The sequence below is a fragment of the Microbacterium sp. MYb72 genome, assembly GCF_002979415.1.
GTDB lineage: Bacteria > Actinomycetota > Actinomycetes > Actinomycetales > Microbacteriaceae > Microbacterium > Microbacterium natoriense.
In genome coordinates this window covers 40,263-59,288 of record NZ_PCOT01000025.1, presented here as the reverse complement: position 1 = coordinate 59,288, position 19,026 = coordinate 40,263, and the positions used below count along the sequence as shown (strand labels likewise).

Here is a 19,026-nt window from a genome sequence, read left to right as displayed (position 1 = left end):
CCCCCACAGCACCCCTCCGTGTCACCAGCGCAGCGGCACGCGCTCACGTGATCGGCCGGAGGCGTCGAGCAGGTGGCCGTTGCGCTTGATGCCGCGCAGCACGGTCCAGCGGTCGACGACGTCGATGTCGTCTCCCCAGGCCTGTTCGATCTGCTGCAGGCTCGTCAGCGATCGCGCGCGCACCCCCACGAACAGCGGAGCGCGCCCGACGAGGATGCCGACGCGATGCGCCTCCGGCAGGCGTGCGGCTCGTGCGGCGGCCCCCTCGGCGTCGGCGGAACGCGCCCAGAGGATCGCACCCCGACGGTACCCGGCGGCCGGCATCGCGAGGTCGCAGCCGAGTCGCAGCAGCCCGGCGGCGACCGCCCTGTCGACCGTGCGGCGGGCGGTGGCCTCGGAGACGCCGAGGATCTTCGCGACGGATGCCGCCGGCATCCGCGGGTCCTCGTCGAGGGCCTCGGCGACCTCCGCGACGATCTCCGCCCTCGGCGGGCGGGCCTCGTCGGGCCGCGACGGATCCCGCAGCGCCCGCTGCTGCTGTCGCGAGAGCACGCGCAGCCGCCACGTCGAGTCCTCGGCCACGATCGCCGCGGCCACGTCCATCCGTCGCACGCGCGCCCCCCGCTCCGCGACGGCGCGCACGCGGTCGCCCAGCACGGCGAGGCCTCCTGCTCCCGCGACCAGCACGAGCACGCCGGCCGAGGTGTCGTCGGCGCTCAGCACCCACGGGAGCCGCGCGATGCCGTCGACCGCGTCGGCGCTCGTGCGGGGGTCGAGCAGCACCATCGCGACGTCGGTGGTCGACGAGAAGCGCTCCGGCGTCGGCCAGGCCGTGAGCCACGCGAGCGACTCCTCGCGCAGGGCCTGCCAGTGCCGGGCGACGGTCGCGGCATCCGCTCCCACCGCTGCTGCGACGCGCGTCCAGGGCGCCCTGGCGTCGATCTGCAGGGCGTGCACGATGGCGAGGTCGAGCTCGCCGAGGTCGCGGAGACTGTCCATGTGACGAATCGTAAGCATCTCCCCATGAGAAGTGAAGGATTCAGCATGACTGTTCCCGTATCGCGTCGTTCTCCCTAGCCTCACCTCATGGGTATGAGCGAAGAGTCGATCATGGCGAGCATCGAGGATCTCGTCGCGATGGCACCGCGCGCCACCGGGACCTCGGGCGGCGAGTCCGCTGCCGCGTACGTCTCGGAGCGCTTCACGGGGGCGGGTCTCGAGACGCAGGTGATGGAGGTGCCCTCGTTCTCGTGGAGGGCCGACGCCTGCAGCATCCGCGTGGGCGACGAGGATCTGGCCTGCTCGCCGATCCTGCACTCCGGACTCGCCGCGCACGACTGGACCGGTACGGCCGAGCACCGCATCGACGCGCGCGTGGTCGACATCGGCGCCGACCGGGTGCGGCGCCACGACGTGCGCGGGGCGATCGTGCTGTTCGACCTCACGTTCGACATGACGGTGGCGCACTCGCTGCCGCTGACCATGTACCTGCACGACCCCGGCCGTCGGGTGATGCGCCGCGAGGTGCTCGGCAGCCGCAATCCCTACGTCACGTCCCTCGCCCGCACGATCACCGACGCGGCCGCGGAGGGCGCCGTGGGCGTGATCGGGGTGCTGCGCGACTACCCTGACTCCCGCAATTACCACAACGAGTACTACCGGCGGACGCTGTTCACGCTCCCCGGCGCCTGGGTCACGCGCGCCGAAGGGGCGCGGCTGCGGCGGCTCCTCGCCGTGCACCCTGCGGCACGGCTCACCCTCGACATCACCCGCGAGGAGGTCGTGTCGCGCACCGTGATCGGCGTTCTCCCCGGACGCACGTCGGATGCCGTGATGATCCAGTCGCACCACGACTCGATCGGCCCCGGCGCGGTCGAAGACGCCTCGGGCACCGCCGAGGTCATCGCGCTCGCCGAGCACTACGGCGCCGCCGCGGCATCCGGAGTCGTGCGTGAGAAGACGCTGCTGTTCGTCACGTTCGACACGCACTTCACCGGGTATCAGGCGCACCGCGAGTTCGCCCGGCGGTACGTCCTGTCGCCGGACTCCCCGTGGAACATCGTGCTCAACGCCACGATCGAGCACATCGGGCTGCGGGCCGTCGAAGGCAGCGACGGCGGCTTCGAGAGCACGGGCGAGACCGAGCCGCGCGGTATCTTCGTGAACGTGAACCCGGCCTTCACGTGGCGGATCGCCCGCAGCATCCGGCGCCATCGCCTGCACGGCACGAGCCTCATGGGCGCGGGGATGCTGGAGTTCTTCGCCGGCGGAATCCCCACCGACGCCTCGTTCACGTTCGTCTCGGGGGTGCCGACGATCAGCCTCATCTCCGGCCCCCTCTACCTCTACGACGACGCCGACACGATCGAGCGCATCGATCGCGCGCAGCTGGTGCCGGTCGCCCGCTTCTTCGCCGACCTCGTCGACGACGCCGACCGGCGGAACGGACGGATGCTGGGCACCATGCCCGCGGCGCTGCGGCGGAGACTGCCGCGGGGTCGCTGGTGATCCCTGGTCGCGTCGTCACCTTCCCCGCTGCGGGGATCGACGGCTCGGTGCAGGAGCAGACCGGGCTGCTGCACGTTCCGGACGGGCCTGCGCCCGCCGGGGGCCGACCCGTCGTCGTCTTCGGGCACATGACGACGGGCGGCTCGCCGCGGTCGGCGCCGAGCATCGGAAGCCCCGAGCATCCGGAGTGGCGGCGGATGTCGCAGGGAGACGCCCTGTGCCGGATGCTCGTCGCGCGGGGCATCGCCGTGCTGCGTCCCGACTACGAGGGCATCGGCGGACCCGGCATCCATCCGTACCTGATCGGCGCGTCCCTGGCGGAGTCGATGCACGCGATGGTGCGGGCGCGCGCGTCGTTCGACGCCGACCTCGGTGACGCGTGGGTGGCGGCCGGTCACTCCGAGGGCGCCGTGGCCGCGCTGCACGCCTCGGTCGCGCCCGTCGCGGGCGCGCGGCTGGTCGGCACGGCGGCGTTCGCCCCCGTCACCCGGATGGACCTCAGCATCGGCCTGTCCCGCAGGATCGGCGCGCGCTTCGCGGGCTCGGGCGTGGTGTCGGCGCTGATCGCCCTGATGCTCCGCGGCGCCGCGACGACGGACGAGCGGATGCTGGAGCTGATCGCCTCCGACGGCCTCGGCCCTCGCGCCGCGGAGCTCTGGCCCGACCTCGACGAGCTGTGCCTGACGGAGCTCGCGGCCCGGACGTCATGGGGAGGCATCGCCCCCGGCCGCATCGGAGGACGCGAGGGCGACGAGCTGTTCGCACGTCTCGCCGCGAGCTTCCGTGCGAACGAGGTCGCGTCGCTCACGAGGCTGCGCGCGCCGGTGCGGATCGACGCCGCGCGATTCGACGAGGTCGCCCCCGCGCCCCTGACCGCGCGCCTGCTGCGCCGGTACCGCGCGACGGGCGTGGCGCTGACCTCCGCGTGGTGGCCGACCCACCACTCCGGCACGATGCATCCGCAGCACGCCCCCTCGCAGGCCGCCGCCTGGATCGCCGACCGCTTCGCCCTCGATCGTTGAGCGGGCGCAGCGAGACGAAACGCCCCCGCCGCGCAAAGGTGAGGGGTCAGAGAGTGCCGCCACGGGCATCCCCGCAGCGGCATTCTCTGACCCCTCACCCGCATCAAACCGCGGGCGGCACTCAGTCGTCGAGGAGCTCGGCCTCGATCACGTCGTCGTCGGATGCCGGGGCGCCAGGGGCCGGCGGCTCCGGGGTCTCGGCGGTGAGCACGAGGCCCGACCCGTCGGCGGCGATGTCGACCCGCACCGTGTCACCGTCGTGCACATTGCCCGACAGCAGCGCGGTCGCCAGCCTGTTCTGCACCTCGCTCTGGATGAGGCGACGAAGCGGACGCGCACCGAACACCGGGTCGTAGCCCCGCTCGGCGAGCCAGGTCCGCGCATCCGGGGTGACCGCGAGCGTGAGACGGCGATCGTGCAGACGATTCTGCAGCGCGTCGACCGTGAGCTCGACGATCTGGGCGAGGTCGTCTTCGCTCAGCGCCGAGAACATCACGATGTCGTCGAGCCTGTTCAGGAACTCCGGACGGAACGCCTGACGCACGAGCGCCATGACCTGCTCGCGCTTGTCGTCGGGCGACAGCGTCGGGTCGATGAGGATCGGCGAGCCGAGGTTCGAGGTCAGGATCAGGATGACGTTGGAGAAGTCGACCGTGCGACCCTGGCCGTCGGTGAGACGCCCGTCGTCGAGCACCTGCAGCAGCACGTCGAACACCTCGGGGTGCGCCTTCTCGACCTCGTCGAGCAGGATCACGCTGTACGGGCGACGCCGCACGGCCTCGGTGAGCTGACCGCCCTGCTCGTAGCCGACGTAGCCGGGAGGTGCGCCGACGAGCCGCGAGACGGAGTGCTTCTCCCCGTACTCCGACATGTCGATACGCACCATGGCGTGCTCGTCGTCGAAGAGGAAGTCCGCGAGGGCCTTCGCCAGCTCGGTCTTGCCGACACCGGTCGGACCGAGGAACAGGAACGAGCCGGTCGGGCGACCGGGGTCGCTGATGCCCGCGCGGGAGCGGCGCACGGCATCCGACACGGCCTTCACGGCATCCTTCTGCCCGATCAGGCGCTTGCCCAGCTCGGACTCCAGGTGCAGGAGACGCTCGCTCTCGCCCTGCATGAGGCGGCCGACGGGGATGCCGGTCCACGCGGCGATCACGGCGGCGATGTCTTCGTCGGTGACCTGCTCGTTGACCATGCGGGGCTCGGTCGAAGTCGTGGCCTCGGCCTGCTCGGCCTCCGCGATGTCGCGTTCGAGGCGCTTGATCGTCTCGTACTCGAGCTTCGACGCCTTCGTGTAGTCGGCGTTGCGCATCGCGAGGTCGCGCTGCGTGATGGCGTCGTCGAGCTGCTTCTTCAGCTCGCCCACGCGGTTCAGCCCCTGCCGCTCGCGCGCCCACCGCTCCTCGAGTCCTGCGAGCTGCCTCTCCATGCCGACGAGCTGCTCGCGCAGGGCGCTCAGGCGCTCCTTCGATGCGGCGTCCTTCTCGCGCTTGAGGGCGAGCTCTTCGAGCTTCATGCGGTCGACCTGGCGCTTGAGCTGGTCGATCTCGACCGGCGAGGAGTCGATCTCCATCTTGAGGCGCGACATCGATTCGTCGATCAGGTCGATGGCCTTGTCCGGCAGCTGTCGCGCGGGCAGATAGCGGTTCGACAGCGCCGCGGCGGCGACCAGGGCGCTGTCGGAGATCGTGACGCCGTGGTGCGCCTCGTAGCGGCCCTTGAGCCCGCGGAGGATCGCGATCGTGTCCTCGACGGTCGGCTCGCCCACGTACACCTGCTGGAAGCGGCGTTCGAGCGCGGCATCCTTCTCGATGAACTCGCGGTACTCGTTGAGCGTGGTCGCGCCGATCAGACGCAGCTCGCCGCGGGCGAGCATCGGCTTGAGCATGTTGGATGCCGCGACCGATCCCTCACCGCCGCCGGCGCCCATGAGCACGTGCAGCTCGTCGATGAAGGTGATGACGCGCCCGTCGGACTCGGTGATCTCCTTGAGGACGCTCTTCAGACGCTCTTCGAACTGGCCGCGGTACATGGCTCCGGCCACGAGGGCGGAGATGTCGAGCGAGACCAGCTCCTTGTCCTTGAGCGACTCGGCGACGTCGCCCGCGACGATGCGCTGGGCGAGCCCCTCGACCACGGCGGTCTTGCCGACGCCGGGCTCGCCGATCAGCACCGGGTTGTTCTTGGTGCGGCGGGTGAGCACCTGGCTGACACGGCGGATCTCGTTGTCACGGCCGATCACGGGGTCGAGCTTGCCCTGGCGGGCGCGGTCGGTGAGGTTGATCCCGAACTGCTCGAGTGCGGACTGCTGGTCTTCGGTCTGAGGGGTGGTCATTCGTCCTCCTGGGGAGTCTCCTTCTGGTGGATCCGTTCTGGATCAAAGTTGAGTGGTGTTGGCTCAACTTTACTCCTCTCCCCTGCCTCCCGTCAACGCCCGCAGCATCCCTCCGCCGGGCCGCCCACACTCTCCCCGGTTCTCCATCCCTCCCTTCCTTTCGGACGATCGCAGGATTTTCGGACGCTCGCGTCGGAATCATCCGAATTCCGCGCATCCGTCCGAACTTCGGATGCCGCCACCTTCCTCGGACGCACGCGTCGGAATCATCCGAATTCCCTGCAACCGTCCGAATTTCGGATGCCGCCGCCTTCCTCGGACGCACGCGTCGGAATCATCCGAATTCCCTGCAACCGTCCGAATTTCGGATGCCGACACGCAACTCCAGACGCAGATACGCAGAACAGGGGCGCCGTCCCGCGAGATACCCGCACACAGAGCAGCCGCACACGAAGAGGGGCGGGCCCGAGCGCAGTGCCCGGACCCGCCCCGAAGAGCGCCGCTACTCGGTCATCCCGCGACGAAGCAGACGACCGCGCGGGCTCTCGAAGTCGATGACCTCGCCGTGCAGCCAGGTCTTGCGCACGACGCCCGCGAGGGCCTTGCCGTGGTACGGCGTGAGCGGGTTCTTGTGGTGCAGCTTGTTCACGTCGACGACGTACGCGTCATCCGCCGCGAAGATCGAGAAGTCGGCGTCGTAGCCGGGGGCGATGCGCCCCTTGCCCGTGAGCCCGGCGAACTGCGCGGGGCGCTCGCTCATCCACGCGACGACCGTCTCGAGCGAGAGGCCGCGCTGACGGGCCTCGGTCCAGATCAGCGAGAGGCCGAGCTGCAGCGACGCGACGCCGCCCCAGGCCACGGCGAAGTCGCCGTTCTCGAGGTCCTTGAGGTCGAGGGTCGACGGCGAGTGGTCCGACACGATGAAGTCGATCGTGCCGTCCTCCAGGCCCTGCCACAGCTGCTCGCGGTTGCCCGCCTCGCGGATCGGCGGGCAGCACTTGAACTGCGTGGCGCCGTGCGGGATCTCCTCGGCCGTGAGCGTGAGGTAATGCGGGCAGGTCTCGACCGTGAGCTTGAGGCCGTCGTTCTTGGCGGAGCGCAGCATGGGCAGCGCATCCGACGACGACAGGTGCAGGATGTGCGCGCGTCCACCCGTCCAGCGCGCACGCTCGATGACCTCGGCGATCGCGAGGTTCTCGGCGCCGCGGGGGCGCGACGCGAGGAACTTCGCGTAGTCGTCGCCCTCGGGCTGCGGGGCGCGGTCGATCGCGCGGGAGTCCTCGGCGTGCACGATCATGACCGAGTCGAACGTCGCGAGTTCCCGCATATCCTTCTCGAGCTCGTCGGCGTCCAGCGGCGGGAACTCGTCCACACCGGAGTGCAGCAGGAAGCTCTTGAATCCGAAGACCCCGGCGTCGTGCAGCGGACGGAGGTCGGCGGTGTTGCCGGGCACGGCGCCACCCCAGAAGCCCACGTCGACGTGGGTCTGCCCCTTCGCGGCCTCGCGCTTGATGTTCAGCGCCTCGACGCTGATGGTCGGCGGGATGCTGTTCAGCGGCATGTCGACGATGGTCGTGACCCCGCCGGCGGCGGCGGCGCGCGTGGCGGAGGCGAAGCCCTCCCACTCGGTCCTGCCGGGCTCGTTCACGTGCACGTGGGTGTCGACGAGGCCCGGGATGAGGGTCTCATCGTCGGCGAGCTCGATGATCTCGGCGCCGTCGAGGTTGTTCCCCAGGGGCTGCATCGCGACGATCACGCCGTGGCGGATGCCGACCTCACGAGGACGGACGCCCGCCGAGGTGAGCACCCGCTGCCCGCGGATCACCAGGTCGTAGTGCTCCCCCGTCGGGTCGAGCGACACCGCTCCGGCATCCTGGTGCTCGTTCTCCTGCGACATGTCGCTTCCCTTCTGCCGGCTGCGGTGCCGACGATGTCCGTTGTATCGATTGTGCGCGCTTCAGCGCGCGGAGGGTCCGAAGCCGGTGATGCGCTTGGGGCGCGGCGGCGCGTACGTGCGCACCTTCGAGGTCGTGAGGCCGAGACGCACGAGCCCCTCGGCCACGGCCACCGCGGCCTGCACGCCGTCGACGACGGGCACGCCGCACAGCTCGACGACGCGGTCCTTGAGCTCGGCCATGCCGCCGCAGCCGAGCACGATCACCTCGGCACGGTCGATCTCGACCGCCTTCTGCGCCTCGGCGGCGATGGCCTCGATCGCGCGCTCGGGGTCGGACTCGAGCTCGAGAACGCCGAGACCGGAGGACCGGACCGAGGCGCAGCGGTCGTGGAGCCCCGCGAGGATCAGACGGTCCTCGATGAGCGGCACCGCACGGTCGAGCGTCGTGACGACGGAGTACGAGCGCCCCAGGTACATGGCGGTGGATGCCGCGGCCTCGGTGATGTCGACGACCGGGACCGTGAGCAGCTCCTGGAGCCCCTCGCGCCCGTGCTCGCCGTAGCCCGCCTGGATGACCGCGTCGTACTCGCCGTCGTACCGGACGATCTTGTCCATCACGGCGATCGCGGCGAGGTAGCTCTCGAAGTTGCCCTCGCAGGATTCGGCGCCGAAGTCGGGGGTGAGCCCGATGATGTCGGTGCCGGGGGATGCGACCGCTCTCGCGGCCTCGGCGATGCCGTCGGTCATCGTCTGGGTGGTGTTCACGTTCGCGACGAGGATGCGCATGATCGTTCTCCCTGGGTCAGTGGGTCGGGGTGACGGCGATGTCGCCCGCGTCGACGTCGTGGAACGGGCCGCGACGGTCGGCGATCACACCGTAGACGATGGCCGCGAGCCCCGCGGCGAAGAACCAGGAGAACTCGCGCACCGACTCGAAGACCGGGAGGAAGGTGAGCAGCAGCGAGATGCCGCCGGCCACCACGAGGGCGATGATCGCGCGGGGGTTGAATCCGCGGGAGTACGCGTACTCCGACACCGGCGACGTCGAGTACAGCGCCGGCACGTTGATCTGCTGCTTCTTGATCAGCCAGTAGTCGACCATGATGATGCCGAACAGCGGGCCGAGCAGGGCGCCGAGGCCGCCGAGGAACACGTTGATGACGATCGGCGAGTTGTACAGGTTCCAGGGCGTGATGACGAGTCCGATCACCGCGGAGAGGATCGCCGCCTTGCGGAAGTTCAGGTGCTTGGGCAGCAGGTTCGTGAAGGCGTAGGTCGGGGCGACGAAGTTGGCCATGAGGTTGACGGCGACCGTGAGTGCGATCAGTGCGAGCGAGGCGAGCACGAGGAGGAACGTGTTCGGGATCGCGGCGACGACGTCGGCCGGGGAGGTGATGACGGTGCCGTCGATCTGGAAGGTGCCGCCGGCGAGGACGACGACGATCACGCCGAAGAACAGCATGTTGATCGGGATGCCCCAGAAGTTGCCCTTGATGATCGCCTTGCGCGACTTCGCACCGCGGGTGAAGTCGCAGAAGTTCAGCACGAAGGTGCCGTAGATCGAGACCCAGAGGGAGGCGGCGCCGAGCATCTTGAGCCACAGCTCCCCGCCCTCTGCGGTGCCGTGCGGGGCCCAGTCGATCTGGAAGCCGCTCTGCACGAGCACCCATACGGCGAGGGCGACGAAGGTGGCGAGGATGATGGGGCCGGCCCAGGCCTCGTACTTGCGGATCATCTCCATGCCGTAGCTGACGATGATGACCTGCACGATCCACAGCACGACGAAGGTGATCCAGCCGAGGGCGGAGAGCCCGAGGAAGGACCCCTCCTGGAGGGATGCCGCGCCGGGGGCGATCGCGAGGATGACGACCTGGAGCACCTGCGAGGCGAGGAAGGTCTGGATGCCGAACCACGCGATCGCGACGATGCCGCGGAGCAGGCCGGGGATCTGCGCGCCGTGGACGCCGAAGGCGATGCGGCTCATGACGGGGAACGGGACGCCCGTCTTCTCACCCATGAACCCGGAGAGGGTGAGCAGCAGGAACAGGAACAGCGCTCCGAAGGCGAGTGCTCCGAGGATCGCGCCGCCGCTGAGGCCGAGGGCGAACAGGCCGATCGCGAACGCGTAGTTGCCGAGGCTGTGGACGTCGTTGGCCCACAGGGTGAAGATGCTGTACGCGCTCCAGTGGCGACCCTCGCGGGTCGTGGGCGCGAGGTCGGTGTTGTACAGACGGGGGCTGATGCCGGCCTGCACGGCGATGGTGATGGAGGGCGCCTCGTCGAGGCCCTCTGACGCTCTGCTCGGGATGTGGACGAACTCTTCGGTGGACATCATTGCCTTTCCTTGACCGCTCCGTCAGGTAAGAGATGCTGCAGGGTAGTTCCGTAATATGGAATCTAGTTTTCAACTAAAGAAATTTCACCACACGCGGTGATGTCGTGTCAATGCTTTGGGATACCAGAATCAGAGGAGATCGCGCGCGATGAGGGCGCCGACCTCGACGAGCAGCGTCTTCGCGTTCGCGATGCTCGTGGCAGGGTCGGGTTCGAGCGCGCTCAGCGCGTGCACACGGCGGAATCCGGCATCCGTCGCCTCCTGCGCCGACAGCGTCGACCGCCCGCACACGGCCACGACGGGCACCCCCGCCGCACGCGCGGCGGCGGCCACCCCGAGGGGCGTCTTGCCTCCGAGGCTCTGATCGTCGAGACTGCCCTCGCCCGTGATGACGAGGTCGGCGCCGACGATGCGATCGGCGAGTCCGGTGAGCCGCTGCACGACGTCGATGCCGGGTTCACGGCGCGCGCCGAGCACCGCCAGAGCCGCATACCCGACGCCCCCAGCGGCCCCGGCGCCGGGGGCGGATGCCGAGGGCCGCACCCCCGGCTGCTGCTCGAGGAGGGCGGCGAATCGTGCGAGGCCCGCCTCGAGGGCGGCGACGTCATCGGCGCTCGCCCCCTTCTGCGGCGCGAACACGGCAGCCGCACCCCGGTCCCCGAGGAGCGGATTGTCGACGTCGCTCGCCAGCACGATCTCCGCCTCGGCGAGCCGCGGATCGAGCCCCGACACATCAGCAGAGACGAGCTCGACGAGCGCGGCGCCGCCGGCCCGCACCGGACGATCCTCCGTCCGGAGGGAGACGCCCAGCGCCTGCAGCATCCCGGCGCCGCCGTCGGTGTTCGCACTCCCGCCGACGCCGAGCACGATCGTCGTGCACCCGCGGTCGAGGGCCGCGGCGATCAGCTCGCCCGTGCCGCGGCTGGTCGCCGTCAGCGGGGCCTTCTCGCCGTTCGGCAGCAGGTCGAGCCCGCTCGCTGCCGCCATCTCGATGATCGCCTCGGAGCCCCGCACCGCGAACCCCGCGGTGACGGGCTGCCCGACGGGGCCCGTCACCGTCGCGGTCACGGGGTCGAACCCGCTCGCGATCGCCGCGTCGACCGTGCCCTCGCCGCCGTCGGCGACGGGAACCGCCTCGACGACGGCATCCGGGATCAGCGTCCGGATGCCGTCGGCGAGCGACGCCGCGACCTCGGCCCCGGTGGCGGAGCCCTTGAACTTGTCGGAGGCGATCAGGATGCGCATGGACCGGTCTCAGTCCAGCAGGGCGTAGACGGCCTCGGGTGCGTCGGCGGGCGACGTCGCGAGGTCCTCGAACTCGTTCATGGTGTCGAGGTCGGCGCCCATCGCGATGTTGGTGACGCGCTCGAGGATGACCTCGACGACCACCGGCACCTGGAACTCGTCCCGCAGGCGCTCGGCCTCGGCGAAGCCCGCGGCGAGGTCCTCCGGGCGCTCGACGCGGAGCGCCTTGCAGCCCAGTCCCTCGGCGACCTTGACGTGGTCGACGCCGTAGCCCGTGGCGATGCTGGAGGAGTCCTGCGGGGTGTTGATGTTGTCGAAGGCCAGCGAGACCTCGTAGTCCATCTCGAACGGACGCTGCGACTGGCGGATCAGACCGAGGTAGCTGTTGTTCACCACGACGTGGATGTACGGCAGCTTGTGCTGCGCGCCCACGGCGAGCTCCTCGATCATGAACTGGAAGTCGTAGTCGCCGCTCAGCGCGACGACGGGCTGCTCCGGCTTGCCGCGGACGACGCCCAGCGCTGCGGGCAGGGTCCAGCCGAGGGGTCCGGCCTGGCCGGCGTTGATCCACTGGCGGGGGCCGTAGACGTGCAGCAGCTGCGCGCCCGCGATCTGCGACAGGCCGATCGTGGTGACGTAGGTGGTGTCGTGGCCGAAGGCCGCGAGCATCTCCTGGTACACGCGGTGCGGCTTCATGGGCACGTCGTCGAAGTTCGTCTTGCGCTGCAGACGCGCCTTGCGATCGCGGCACTCCTGAGCCCAGCCGTTGTAGTCGGGCAGCTCGGCGACGCGGTCGCGCGCGGCCTCGAGCAGCGCGTCGATGAACGCACCGGCGTCGGACACCACCCCGTAGTCGGGCGCGAACACGCGGCCGATCTGGGTGGGCTCGATGTCGACGTGCACGAACGTGCGGCCCGTGCGGTACGTGTCGAGGCCGCCGGTGTGGCGGTTGGCCCAGCGGTTGCCGATGCCGAGCACGAAGTCGCTCTCGAGGAAGCTCGCGTTGCCGTAGCGCTGCGAGGTCTGGATGCCGACGAGGCCCCCGGCGAGCGGGTGGTCGTCGCCGATCGCACCCCAGCCCATCAGGGTCGGGAACACGGGCACGCCCAGGGTCTCGGCCAGCTCGACGAGCTTCGCTGAGGCGCCGGAGTTCACGATGCCGCCGCCCGCGATGATCGCGGGGTGCGTCGCCGCGATGAGCATGTCGAGCACCTTCTCGGCCTGCGCGCGGGTCGCGACGGGCTTCGCCACGGGCAGCGGCTCGTAGGTGTCGATGTCGAACTCGATCTCGGTCATCTGCACGTCGAACGGCAGATCGAGCAGAGCAGGACCGGGGCGACCGGAGCGCATGACCTGGAACGCGGTCTGGAAGGCGCCGGGGATCTGCCCCGCCTCGAGCACGGTCTTGGCGAACTTCGTCACCGGCTTCGCGATCGACGCGATGTCGACGGCCTGGAAGTCCTCCTTGTCGAGCTTCGCGACCGGAGCCTGTCCGGTGATGCAGAGCATCGGGATGCTGTCGGCGATCGCGGCGTACAGGCCGGTGATCATGTCGGTACCCGCGGGGCCCGATGTGCCGATGCAGATGCCGATGCGGCCGTCGCCGGTGCGGCTGTAGCCGTCGGCCATGTGCGAGGCGCCTTCGACGTGGCGGGCGAGGGTGTGACGGATGCCGCCGTTCTGGCGCATCGCCGAGTAGAGGGGGTTGATGGCGGCGCCTGGCAGGCCGAACGCCTCGGTGGCGCCCTCCTTCACGAGGATCTGGACGATGGCGTCAACTGCGCGCATGCGGGTCATGATGTCTCCTTGGGGAAAGTGATGGGGGTCGCTCAGTCGCGACCGGAGAGCTCTGCGGTGAGCTTGAAGAGGCCCGAGTGGTCGAGGCCGCCGTCGCCGCGGGCGACGAGGGCGTTCACGAGCTGTGCGACGGCAGCGCCGAGCGGGACGGTGACCCCGACGGAGCGCGCGGCTGCGGTGACGATGCCCAGGTCCTTGTTGTGGAGGGCGAGGCGGAATCCGGGGGCGAAGTCGCGGTTCAGCATCTTCTGCCCCTTCTGGTCGAGGACCTTGGAGCCGGCGAGGCCGCCGCCGAGGACCGTGAGGGCGGCATCCGTGTCGACGCCGAACGCCTCGAGGAACGTGACCGCCTCGGCGAGCGCCTGGATGTTGACGGCGACGATGAGCTGATTGGCCGCCTTGACGGTCTGACCGGCGCCGGCGGGGCCGACGTGCACGATGGTCTTGCCGATCGCGTTCAGCACGGGCTCGGCCTTCGCGAAGTCCTCAGGGGATCCGCCGACCATGATCGACAGCACGCCGTCGATCGCGCCCTGCTCGCCGCCGGAGACCGGGGCGTCGACGGCGCCGAAGCCGGCCGCGACGGCCTCCTCCGCCAGCGTCTTGGCGACATCGGGGCGGATGGAGGAGTTGTCGATCCACAGGGCGCCCGCCTTCGCGTTCGCGAAGACGCCGTCCTCGCCGCGCACGACGCCCTCGACGTCCGGGGAGTCGGGGACCATCGTGATGACGACGTCGGCGTCCTTCACGGCATCCGCGATGCTAGTCGCGCCCGTGCCTCCGGCCTCGACGAGCGTGTCGATGGCCTGCTGGCTGCGGTTGAATCCGGTCACGTCGTAGCCGGCCGAGACGAGGTTCTTGGCCATGGGGAGACCCATGATGCCGAGGCCGATGATGGCGATGCTGGTCATGTCGTCGCTCCTTCGCGAGGGGGTGTCAGTTCTGGATCCAGGCGAAGGGGTCCGCCTGGGTGGCCTTGTACTCGAGTCCGATGGGTCCGGCATAGCCGCCCGCCTGGGCGTCGGCGATCCACTGCGCGAGCGGCAGGTCGCCGGTGCCGGGCTCGCCGCGCCCGGGGGCGTCGGCGATCTGGATGTGACCGAACTCGGCGGCGTGGTCGGCGACGACCGCCGCGACGTCGTCGCCGTTGACGGCCAGGTGGTAGAAGTCGGCGAGCAGCTTGACGTTGTCGACGCCGTGCTCGTCCGCGACCCTGGCGATGATCGCCAGCGCGTCGGCCGCGGTCTTCAGGGGGTAGGCGTCCATGCCCGAGACCGGCTCCAGCAGCACGATGCCGCCGATCTTCGCGACTGCGGCACCCGCGATCGCGAGGTTCTGCACGGCGAGGTCGTCCTGCGCCTGGGCGTCGACGCCCTCGATGCGGTTGCCGTAGAGGGCGTTGAAGGCCTTCGTGCCGAGCCGCTCGCCGATGGCGACGACCACCTCGACGTTGGCGCGGAACTCGTCCTCGCGGCCGATCCAGGAGACGAGGCCGCGATCGCCCGTCGGCATGTCGCCCGCGAAGAAGTTGAGGCCGGTGAGCTGCACGCCGGCATCCTGGATGGCCGCGACGAAGGCGTCGACGTCGTCCTGCGCGGGAACCGCGGAGGAGAACGGCCACCAGAACTCGACGGCGTCGAAACCAGCCGCCCTGACCGCAGCGGGGCGCTCGGTGATCGGCAGCTCGGTCAGCAGGATCGAGGCGTTGACGGTGTAGCTCATGAGATCATCCTTGATTTCGAATCGTGGAAGAAAAGTTCCTAGTAATGAAAAGACTACGCGCGAAGGCTCGACGTGTCAACGATTCGGAGCCTCGAGTGATATACCAACCTTTCCGCTATATGGATATTGAATTCCCTCTTTCGAAAACTATCGCCGCGGGGATACAGTGACCGGGCGCCCCGTCTGGGAGCGTCCAGACTCAACTCGACGATGAGCAAGAGAGGTCTCACATGTCATCCACCGATCCTCGCGATCCCGCAGGGCCGCCCTCAGGGCGGAACGACCTGATCCCCCGCACCGGACTGATCGTCCCGAAGGCGAAGAAGGTCGGCCGCGTCCGCTGGGCCATCGGGTTCTTGCTGTTCTTCGCGGTGCTGATCAACTACATCGACCGCAGCTCGATGTCCATCGCGGAACACGACATGCGGATGGAGTTCGGCCTCACCGAGGGCCAGATCGGCATCATCCTGGGCAGCTTCGGCTGGTCGTACGCGCTCATGCAGATCCCGATGGGCATGCTGCTGGACAAGATCGGCATCAAGTGGGTCATGCGGGCGGCAACCGTGCTGTGGGCGGTCTCCTGCTTCCTCACCGCCATGATCAGCGGCATGGGGCTGCTCCTCATCGCCCGGCTGATCCTCGGCCTCGCCGAGGCGCCGATCTTCCCCGGCGCCATGAAGACCACCAGCTACTGGTTCCCTCGCAGCGAGCGCGGCATGGCCACCGTGATCTTCGACAGCGGCCAGCGCCTGTCCAACGTGATCGGCTTCCCGCTCGTCGGCGCTGCCGTCGCCCTGTTCGGCTGGCGCGGCGCGTTCATCACCATCGGCGTGCTCAGCCTCGTCTACTTCATCGTGTTCTTCGTCTTCTACCGCGACCCGAAGGAGATGAACCGCAAGGGCCGGCTGAGCGACGCCGAGCTGAACCACATCCTCGACGGCGGTGCGCAGCACGAAGACGCTCCGACGCCGAACCCGCTCGCCAACCTCGGATACATCCTGCGCCAGCGCAAGGTGTGGGGCATGTCCCTCGGCCTCGGCTGCGCCGGCTACGTGCAGTGGATGCTGCTCACCTGGCTGCCGGGCTTCCTGCAGTCGCAGATGCACATGGACGTCGCGAAGTCGGGCCTGTTCACCGCCGTCCCCTGGCTGTTCGCCGTCGTCGTGCAGTACCTGCTCCCCGGCTACCTGCTGGACCGCATGGTCCGCAACGGCAGGTCCAGCACCGCGGTCAGGCGGGTGTTCATCATCGGCGGGATGCTGCTCGCCACCACGATCGTCGGGACGGCGTTCACCACCGACCTCGTCTGGTCGCTCGTCTGGATCACCCTGGGGATCACGGGCATCACCATCACGTTCAGCGTGACGAACTCGCTCCCCGCCCTGATCGCCCCCGAGGGCGCGGTGGGCGCGACCGGCGCCGTCATGAACACGGTGAACAACCTCATCGGCACGACCGCTCCGATCGTCACCGGATTCATCGTGCAGTTCACCGGCAGCTTCGCCTGGGCGTTCATCGTCGCCGGCATCATGCTGGTCATCGGCATCGTCTTCTACACGGTGGTGCTCGGCCGGATCGAGCAGATCCCGACCGTCGAGGAGCGCGCCGCCGCCGCTGTCGCGAAGGCCTGACCCGTCGGATCAGTCGAGGAGCGGGGCCCCCGGGCCCCGCTCCTCTCACACTTTCGGCCCCGTCCATCGAGCAGTCCCCGGTCGTTGAGCGAGGACGCGCCGGCGACCGAGACGACACGCCTCACGGGGCGTACGACGTCAGCCGCGGCATCCGGGCCGACGCGCTCCGGCTCGTCGGTCTCCCGGCACGTCAACGCTCCGGTCACGGTCAACCTCCCCTCACGTCAACGCTCCGGGAGGAGAAAGCGCCCTCGGGCTGAGGATTCCGCGGGATTCCTCAGCCCGAGGGCGTTTTCTCCTCCCGACCGTGCGCCGTGTCCTCGGCGTCGGCCCGTGGTGCGGGATGCCGTAGGGCCCTGGTCATGGAGAGGCCGGCGACGACGAAGGCGCCGTCCCGCAGCAGCGGGGCGGCGCCTTCAGGCTGACGGAAGACGTCAGGTCAGGGTGATCTGGCGGTTCATGTCCTTGTAGAGCAGGTACCGGAAGTCCTCGGGGCCTCCGGCGTAGCACGCCTGCGGGCAGAAGGCGCGCAGCAGCATGTAGTCCCCCGCCTCGCACTCGACCCAGTCGTCGTTCAGGCGGTAGACGGCCTTGCCCTGCAGCACGAACAGCCCGTGCTCCATCACATGCGTCTCCGCGAACGGGATCGACCCGCCCGGCTTGAAGGTGACGATGTTCACCTGCATGTCGTGCGCCATGTCGCTGGCGTCGGAGAAGCGCGTGGTGGCCCAGACGTCGTCGGTGTCGGGCATCGAGACCGGCGCGATGTCCTTGTCGCTGGTGATGAAGGATGCCGGGGCGTCGACGCCGTCGAGCCACTCGTAGGCCTTGCGGATCCAGTGGAAGCTGGTGATCTCGTCGCCCTCGTTCGCGAGCGACCACTTCGCCCCCGGTGCGAGGAACGCGTAGCCGCCCTCCTCCAGCACGTGGCGCTCCCCGTCCAGCGTGAGCGTGAGCCGTCCCGTGGTGACGAAGACGACGCCCTCGACACCGGCCTCCGGTTCGGGCTTCGCCGCCCCCCCGCCCGGAGCGATCTCGACGATCAGCTGCGAGAACGTGGTCGCCGAGCTCGGGGTCGGGCGGGCGATGATCCATGCGCGCGTGTTCGTGAAGCCGGGGAGGCTGCTGGTGACGATGTCGCGCAGCACGCCCTTCGGGATGAAGGTGTACGCGAGCTTCACGACCGCGCGGTCGGTGAGCAGATCGCTCTGCGGCGGGAGTCCGCCGGCGGGCGTGTAGTACGTGCGGGTGTCGGTGCTCATGAGTTGTCCTCCTCGGAGACGGCGAGCTTCGGGTGGGCGAGCCTGATCAGCTCGGAGCGCGTGGCGGCCGCGGCATCCCGCACCTCCGCCTCGGTGACGGCGCCGCACTCCAGTCCGCGCACGACGAAGCGCGCGAGGGCCCGAGCCGTCGCCGGCTCGTCCATGATGGCGGCGTCGCTGCCGTGCAGGTAGTTGTCGAGGCGCTTCGCCGCGGCGGGGAAGCCCTCGCGGTAGAACGCATAGGTCGCGAGGTACCGGGTGGGCAGCTGCTCGGCGGCGAGATCCCAGCCCTGGTAGTAGCCGCGCTCCAGCGAACGCCGCACGAGGCGCGCGTGCAGCCTCCAGGCGTCGAGGGCGTTCTCGCCGATCGGGATCACGTTCGTCGATCCGTCGGAGAGCCGCACCCCCGTCTCGGCGACGGCGACCTGCATGACCTGTTTCGCATAGTCGGCGGCCGGATGCTCCATCGACTGGTACGCCGCGGCGATCTGCAGCGAGGCGCTGTAGTCGTAGGTACCGTAGTGCAGGGCCGACACGCGTCCGTTCGCACGGTGCAGCAGCGTGGCGACCGGCACGGACCCGTCGGCCGCGACGATCAGCTGCGGCGTCTCCATCTGCACCTCGAAGCGGAGGCGCCCTGCGGGCAGGCCGAGGCGCTCCTCGAACCTCTCGCACAGCGAGACCATGGCCTCGACCTGCGCGACCGTCGTCACCTTGGGCAGCGTGAGCACGAGCCCCGCGGGCAGCGGACCGAGACCGGCGAGGTTCGTCAGGAACAGATCGAGGGTGCGGATGCCGCGGCGCCGGGTCGGCGCCTCGAAGCACTTGAAGCGGATGCCGATGAACGGCGGAGCGACGCCGGCGGCCACGGCTGCCGCCACGCGCTCGGCGGCGAGCACGGCATCCGCGTCCTCCTCGGCATCCGGTCGGGCGCCGTAGCCGTCTTCGAAGTCGAGGCGGAGGTCTTCGATCGGCTCGGCGACGAGCTTCGCGTCGACCAGGGGGGCGAGCTCGGAGGCGAGGCGCCCGAGGCCGACCGCTTCGGCGAGCGCGACCGTCCCGCCGACCGCGGCGACGGCCGCAGCCGCCTTCGCTCCGTACGCCGCGGGGAGCTCCGGGGTGAACCGGTCCGCCGGCACGTACAGGGTGTGCACGGGCTGGCGGGTGCCGTCGTCTCCCGGATACTCGGTCGTCAGCAGCGCGTCGGTGCCTGCGAGCTGCGCGTCGATGTCGACGAGGTCGGCGTCACCCAGGGTTCCTGCTGCCACGGTG

Annotated in this window: 14 protein-coding genes; 3 read left to right on the top strand and 11 right to left on the bottom strand. The window is 69.7% G+C overall.

Annotated elements, in window-relative coordinates:
- Positions 1–21 precede the first annotated feature (21 nt).
- Complete coding sequence (locus CQ047_RS13960) at positions 22–999, bottom strand: AsnC family transcriptional regulator (protein WP_181155947.1); 978 nt, start codon at positions 997–999, stop codon at positions 22–24.
- Positions 1,000–1,086: 87 nt separating this feature from the next.
- Between CQ047_RS13960 and CQ047_RS13955 the strand changes: the two genes are divergently transcribed.
- Together CQ047_RS13955 and CQ047_RS13950 are read left to right on the top strand one after the other, a co-directional pair.
- Entirely contained in the window at positions 1,087–2,508 is a 1,422-nt protein-coding gene (locus CQ047_RS13955) for a M28 family peptidase (protein WP_146114356.1), read from the top strand.
- Complete coding sequence (locus CQ047_RS13950) at positions 2,505–3,530, top strand: S9 family peptidase (protein WP_105676267.1); 1,026 nt, start codon at positions 2,505–2,507, stop codon at positions 3,528–3,530. Before CQ047_RS13955 ends, CQ047_RS13950 begins: the two co-directional genes overlap by 4 nt.
- A 121-nt stretch (positions 3,531–3,651) precedes the next feature.
- Here CQ047_RS13950 and CQ047_RS13945 read toward each other — a convergent pair whose 3' ends face one another.
- From CQ047_RS13945 to CQ047_RS13910, 8 genes are all read right to left on the bottom strand, one after another.
- The gene (locus CQ047_RS13945) at positions 3,652–5,865 is read right to left on the bottom strand and encodes an ATP-dependent Clp protease ATP-binding subunit (protein WP_105676265.1); all 2,214 of its coding nucleotides are present in this window, start codon (positions 5,863–5,865) and stop codon (positions 3,652–3,654) included.
- A gap of 502 nt (positions 5,866–6,367) precedes the next feature.
- Entirely contained in the window at positions 6,368–7,762 is a 1,395-nt protein-coding gene (gene allB, locus CQ047_RS13940; protein WP_105676264.1) for an allantoinase AllB, read from the bottom strand.
- A gap of 60 nt (positions 7,763–7,822) precedes the next feature.
- Positions 7,823–8,548, bottom strand: a complete 726-nt coding sequence (locus tag CQ047_RS13935; RefSeq protein ID WP_105676263.1) for an aspartate/glutamate racemase family protein — start codon at positions 8,546–8,548, stop codon at positions 7,823–7,825.
- Positions 8,549–8,564: 16 nt separating this feature from the next.
- A complete protein-coding gene (locus tag CQ047_RS13930; RefSeq protein WP_105676261.1) occupies positions 8,565–10,097 on the bottom strand; it encodes an NCS1 family nucleobase:cation symporter-1 in 1,533 nt (510 codons plus the stop codon).
- Between the two features lie 129 nt (positions 10,098–10,226).
- Positions 10,227–11,342, bottom strand: coding sequence for a glycerate kinase (locus CQ047_RS13925; protein WP_181155946.1), 1,116 nt, complete (start codon positions 11,340–11,342; stop codon positions 10,227–10,229).
- Between the two features lie 9 nt (positions 11,343–11,351).
- Positions 11,352–13,139: a glyoxylate carboligase gene (gene gcl / locus CQ047_RS13920; RefSeq protein ID WP_105676259.1), complete on the bottom strand. Its 1,788-nt coding sequence runs from the start codon at positions 13,137–13,139 to the stop codon at positions 11,352–11,354.
- Positions 13,140–13,171: 32 nt separating this feature from the next.
- Complete coding sequence (locus CQ047_RS13915) at positions 13,172–14,050, bottom strand: 2-hydroxy-3-oxopropionate reductase (protein ID WP_105676257.1); 879 nt, start codon at positions 14,048–14,050, stop codon at positions 13,172–13,174.
- A gap of 25 nt (positions 14,051–14,075) precedes the next feature.
- Complete coding sequence (locus CQ047_RS13910; protein ID WP_105676256.1) at positions 14,076–14,861, bottom strand: hydroxypyruvate isomerase family protein; 786 nt, start codon at positions 14,859–14,861, stop codon at positions 14,076–14,078.
- Between the two features lie 230 nt (positions 14,862–15,091).
- Between CQ047_RS13910 and CQ047_RS13905 the strand changes: the two genes are divergently transcribed.
- Positions 15,092–16,492, top strand: coding sequence for an MFS transporter (locus tag CQ047_RS13905; protein ID WP_105676254.1), 1,401 nt, complete (start codon positions 15,092–15,094; stop codon positions 16,490–16,492).
- A gap of 434 nt (positions 16,493–16,926) precedes the next feature.
- Here the strand turns inward: CQ047_RS13905 and CQ047_RS13900 are convergent, their stop codons facing one another.
- Together CQ047_RS13900 and CQ047_RS13895 are read right to left on the bottom strand one after the other, a co-directional pair.
- The gene (locus CQ047_RS13900) at positions 16,927–17,754 is read right to left on the bottom strand and encodes a bifunctional allantoicase/(S)-ureidoglycine aminohydrolase (protein ID WP_105676252.1); all 828 of its coding nucleotides are present in this window, start codon (positions 17,752–17,754) and stop codon (positions 16,927–16,929) included.
- The gene (locus CQ047_RS13895) at positions 17,751–19,022 is read right to left on the bottom strand and encodes a DUF6986 family protein (protein WP_105676278.1); all 1,272 of its coding nucleotides are present in this window, start codon (positions 19,020–19,022) and stop codon (positions 17,751–17,753) included. Before CQ047_RS13895 ends, CQ047_RS13900 begins: the two co-directional genes overlap by 4 nt.
- Between the last annotated feature and the right edge of the window lie 4 nt (positions 19,023–19,026).

Bases quoted from the DNA above. Each gene is read 5' to 3' on its own strand.
- CQ047_RS13905 (WP_105676254.1), top strand. From the start codon at position 15,092: ATGTCATCCACCGATCCTCGCGATCCCGCAGGGCCGCCCTCAGGGCGG.
- CQ047_RS13960 (WP_181155947.1), bottom strand. From the start codon at position 999: ATGGACAGTCTCCGCGACCTCGGCGAGCTCGACCTCGCCATCGTGCAC.
- CQ047_RS13935 (WP_105676263.1), bottom strand. From the start codon at position 8,548: ATGCGCATCCTCGTCGCGAACGTGAACACCACCCAGACGATGACCGAC.
- CQ047_RS13930 (WP_105676261.1), bottom strand. From the start codon at position 10,097: ATGATGTCCACCGAAGAGTTCGTCCACATCCCGAGCAGAGCGTCAGAG.
- allB (WP_105676264.1), bottom strand. From the start codon at position 7,762: ATGTCGCAGGAGAACGAGCACCAGGATGCCGGAGCGGTGTCGCTCGAC.
- CQ047_RS13915 (WP_105676257.1), bottom strand. From the start codon at position 14,050: ATGACCAGCATCGCCATCATCGGCCTCGGCATCATGGGTCTCCCCATG.
- CQ047_RS13945 (WP_105676265.1), bottom strand. From the start codon at position 5,865: ATGACCACCCCTCAGACCGAAGACCAGCAGTCCGCACTCGAGCAGTTC.
- CQ047_RS13900 (WP_105676252.1), bottom strand. From the start codon at position 17,754: ATGAGCACCGACACCCGCACGTACTACACGCCCGCCGGCGGACTCCCG.
- CQ047_RS13910 (WP_105676256.1), bottom strand. From the start codon at position 14,861: ATGAGCTACACCGTCAACGCCTCGATCCTGCTGACCGAGCTGCCGATC.
- CQ047_RS13955 (WP_146114356.1), top strand. From the start codon at position 1,087: ATGGGTATGAGCGAAGAGTCGATCATGGCGAGCATCGAGGATCTCGTC.
- gcl (WP_105676259.1), bottom strand. From the start codon at position 13,139: ATGACCCGCATGCGCGCAGTTGACGCCATCGTCCAGATCCTCGTGAAG.
- CQ047_RS13925 (WP_181155946.1), bottom strand. From the start codon at position 11,342: ATGCGCATCCTGATCGCCTCCGACAAGTTCAAGGGCTCCGCCACCGGG.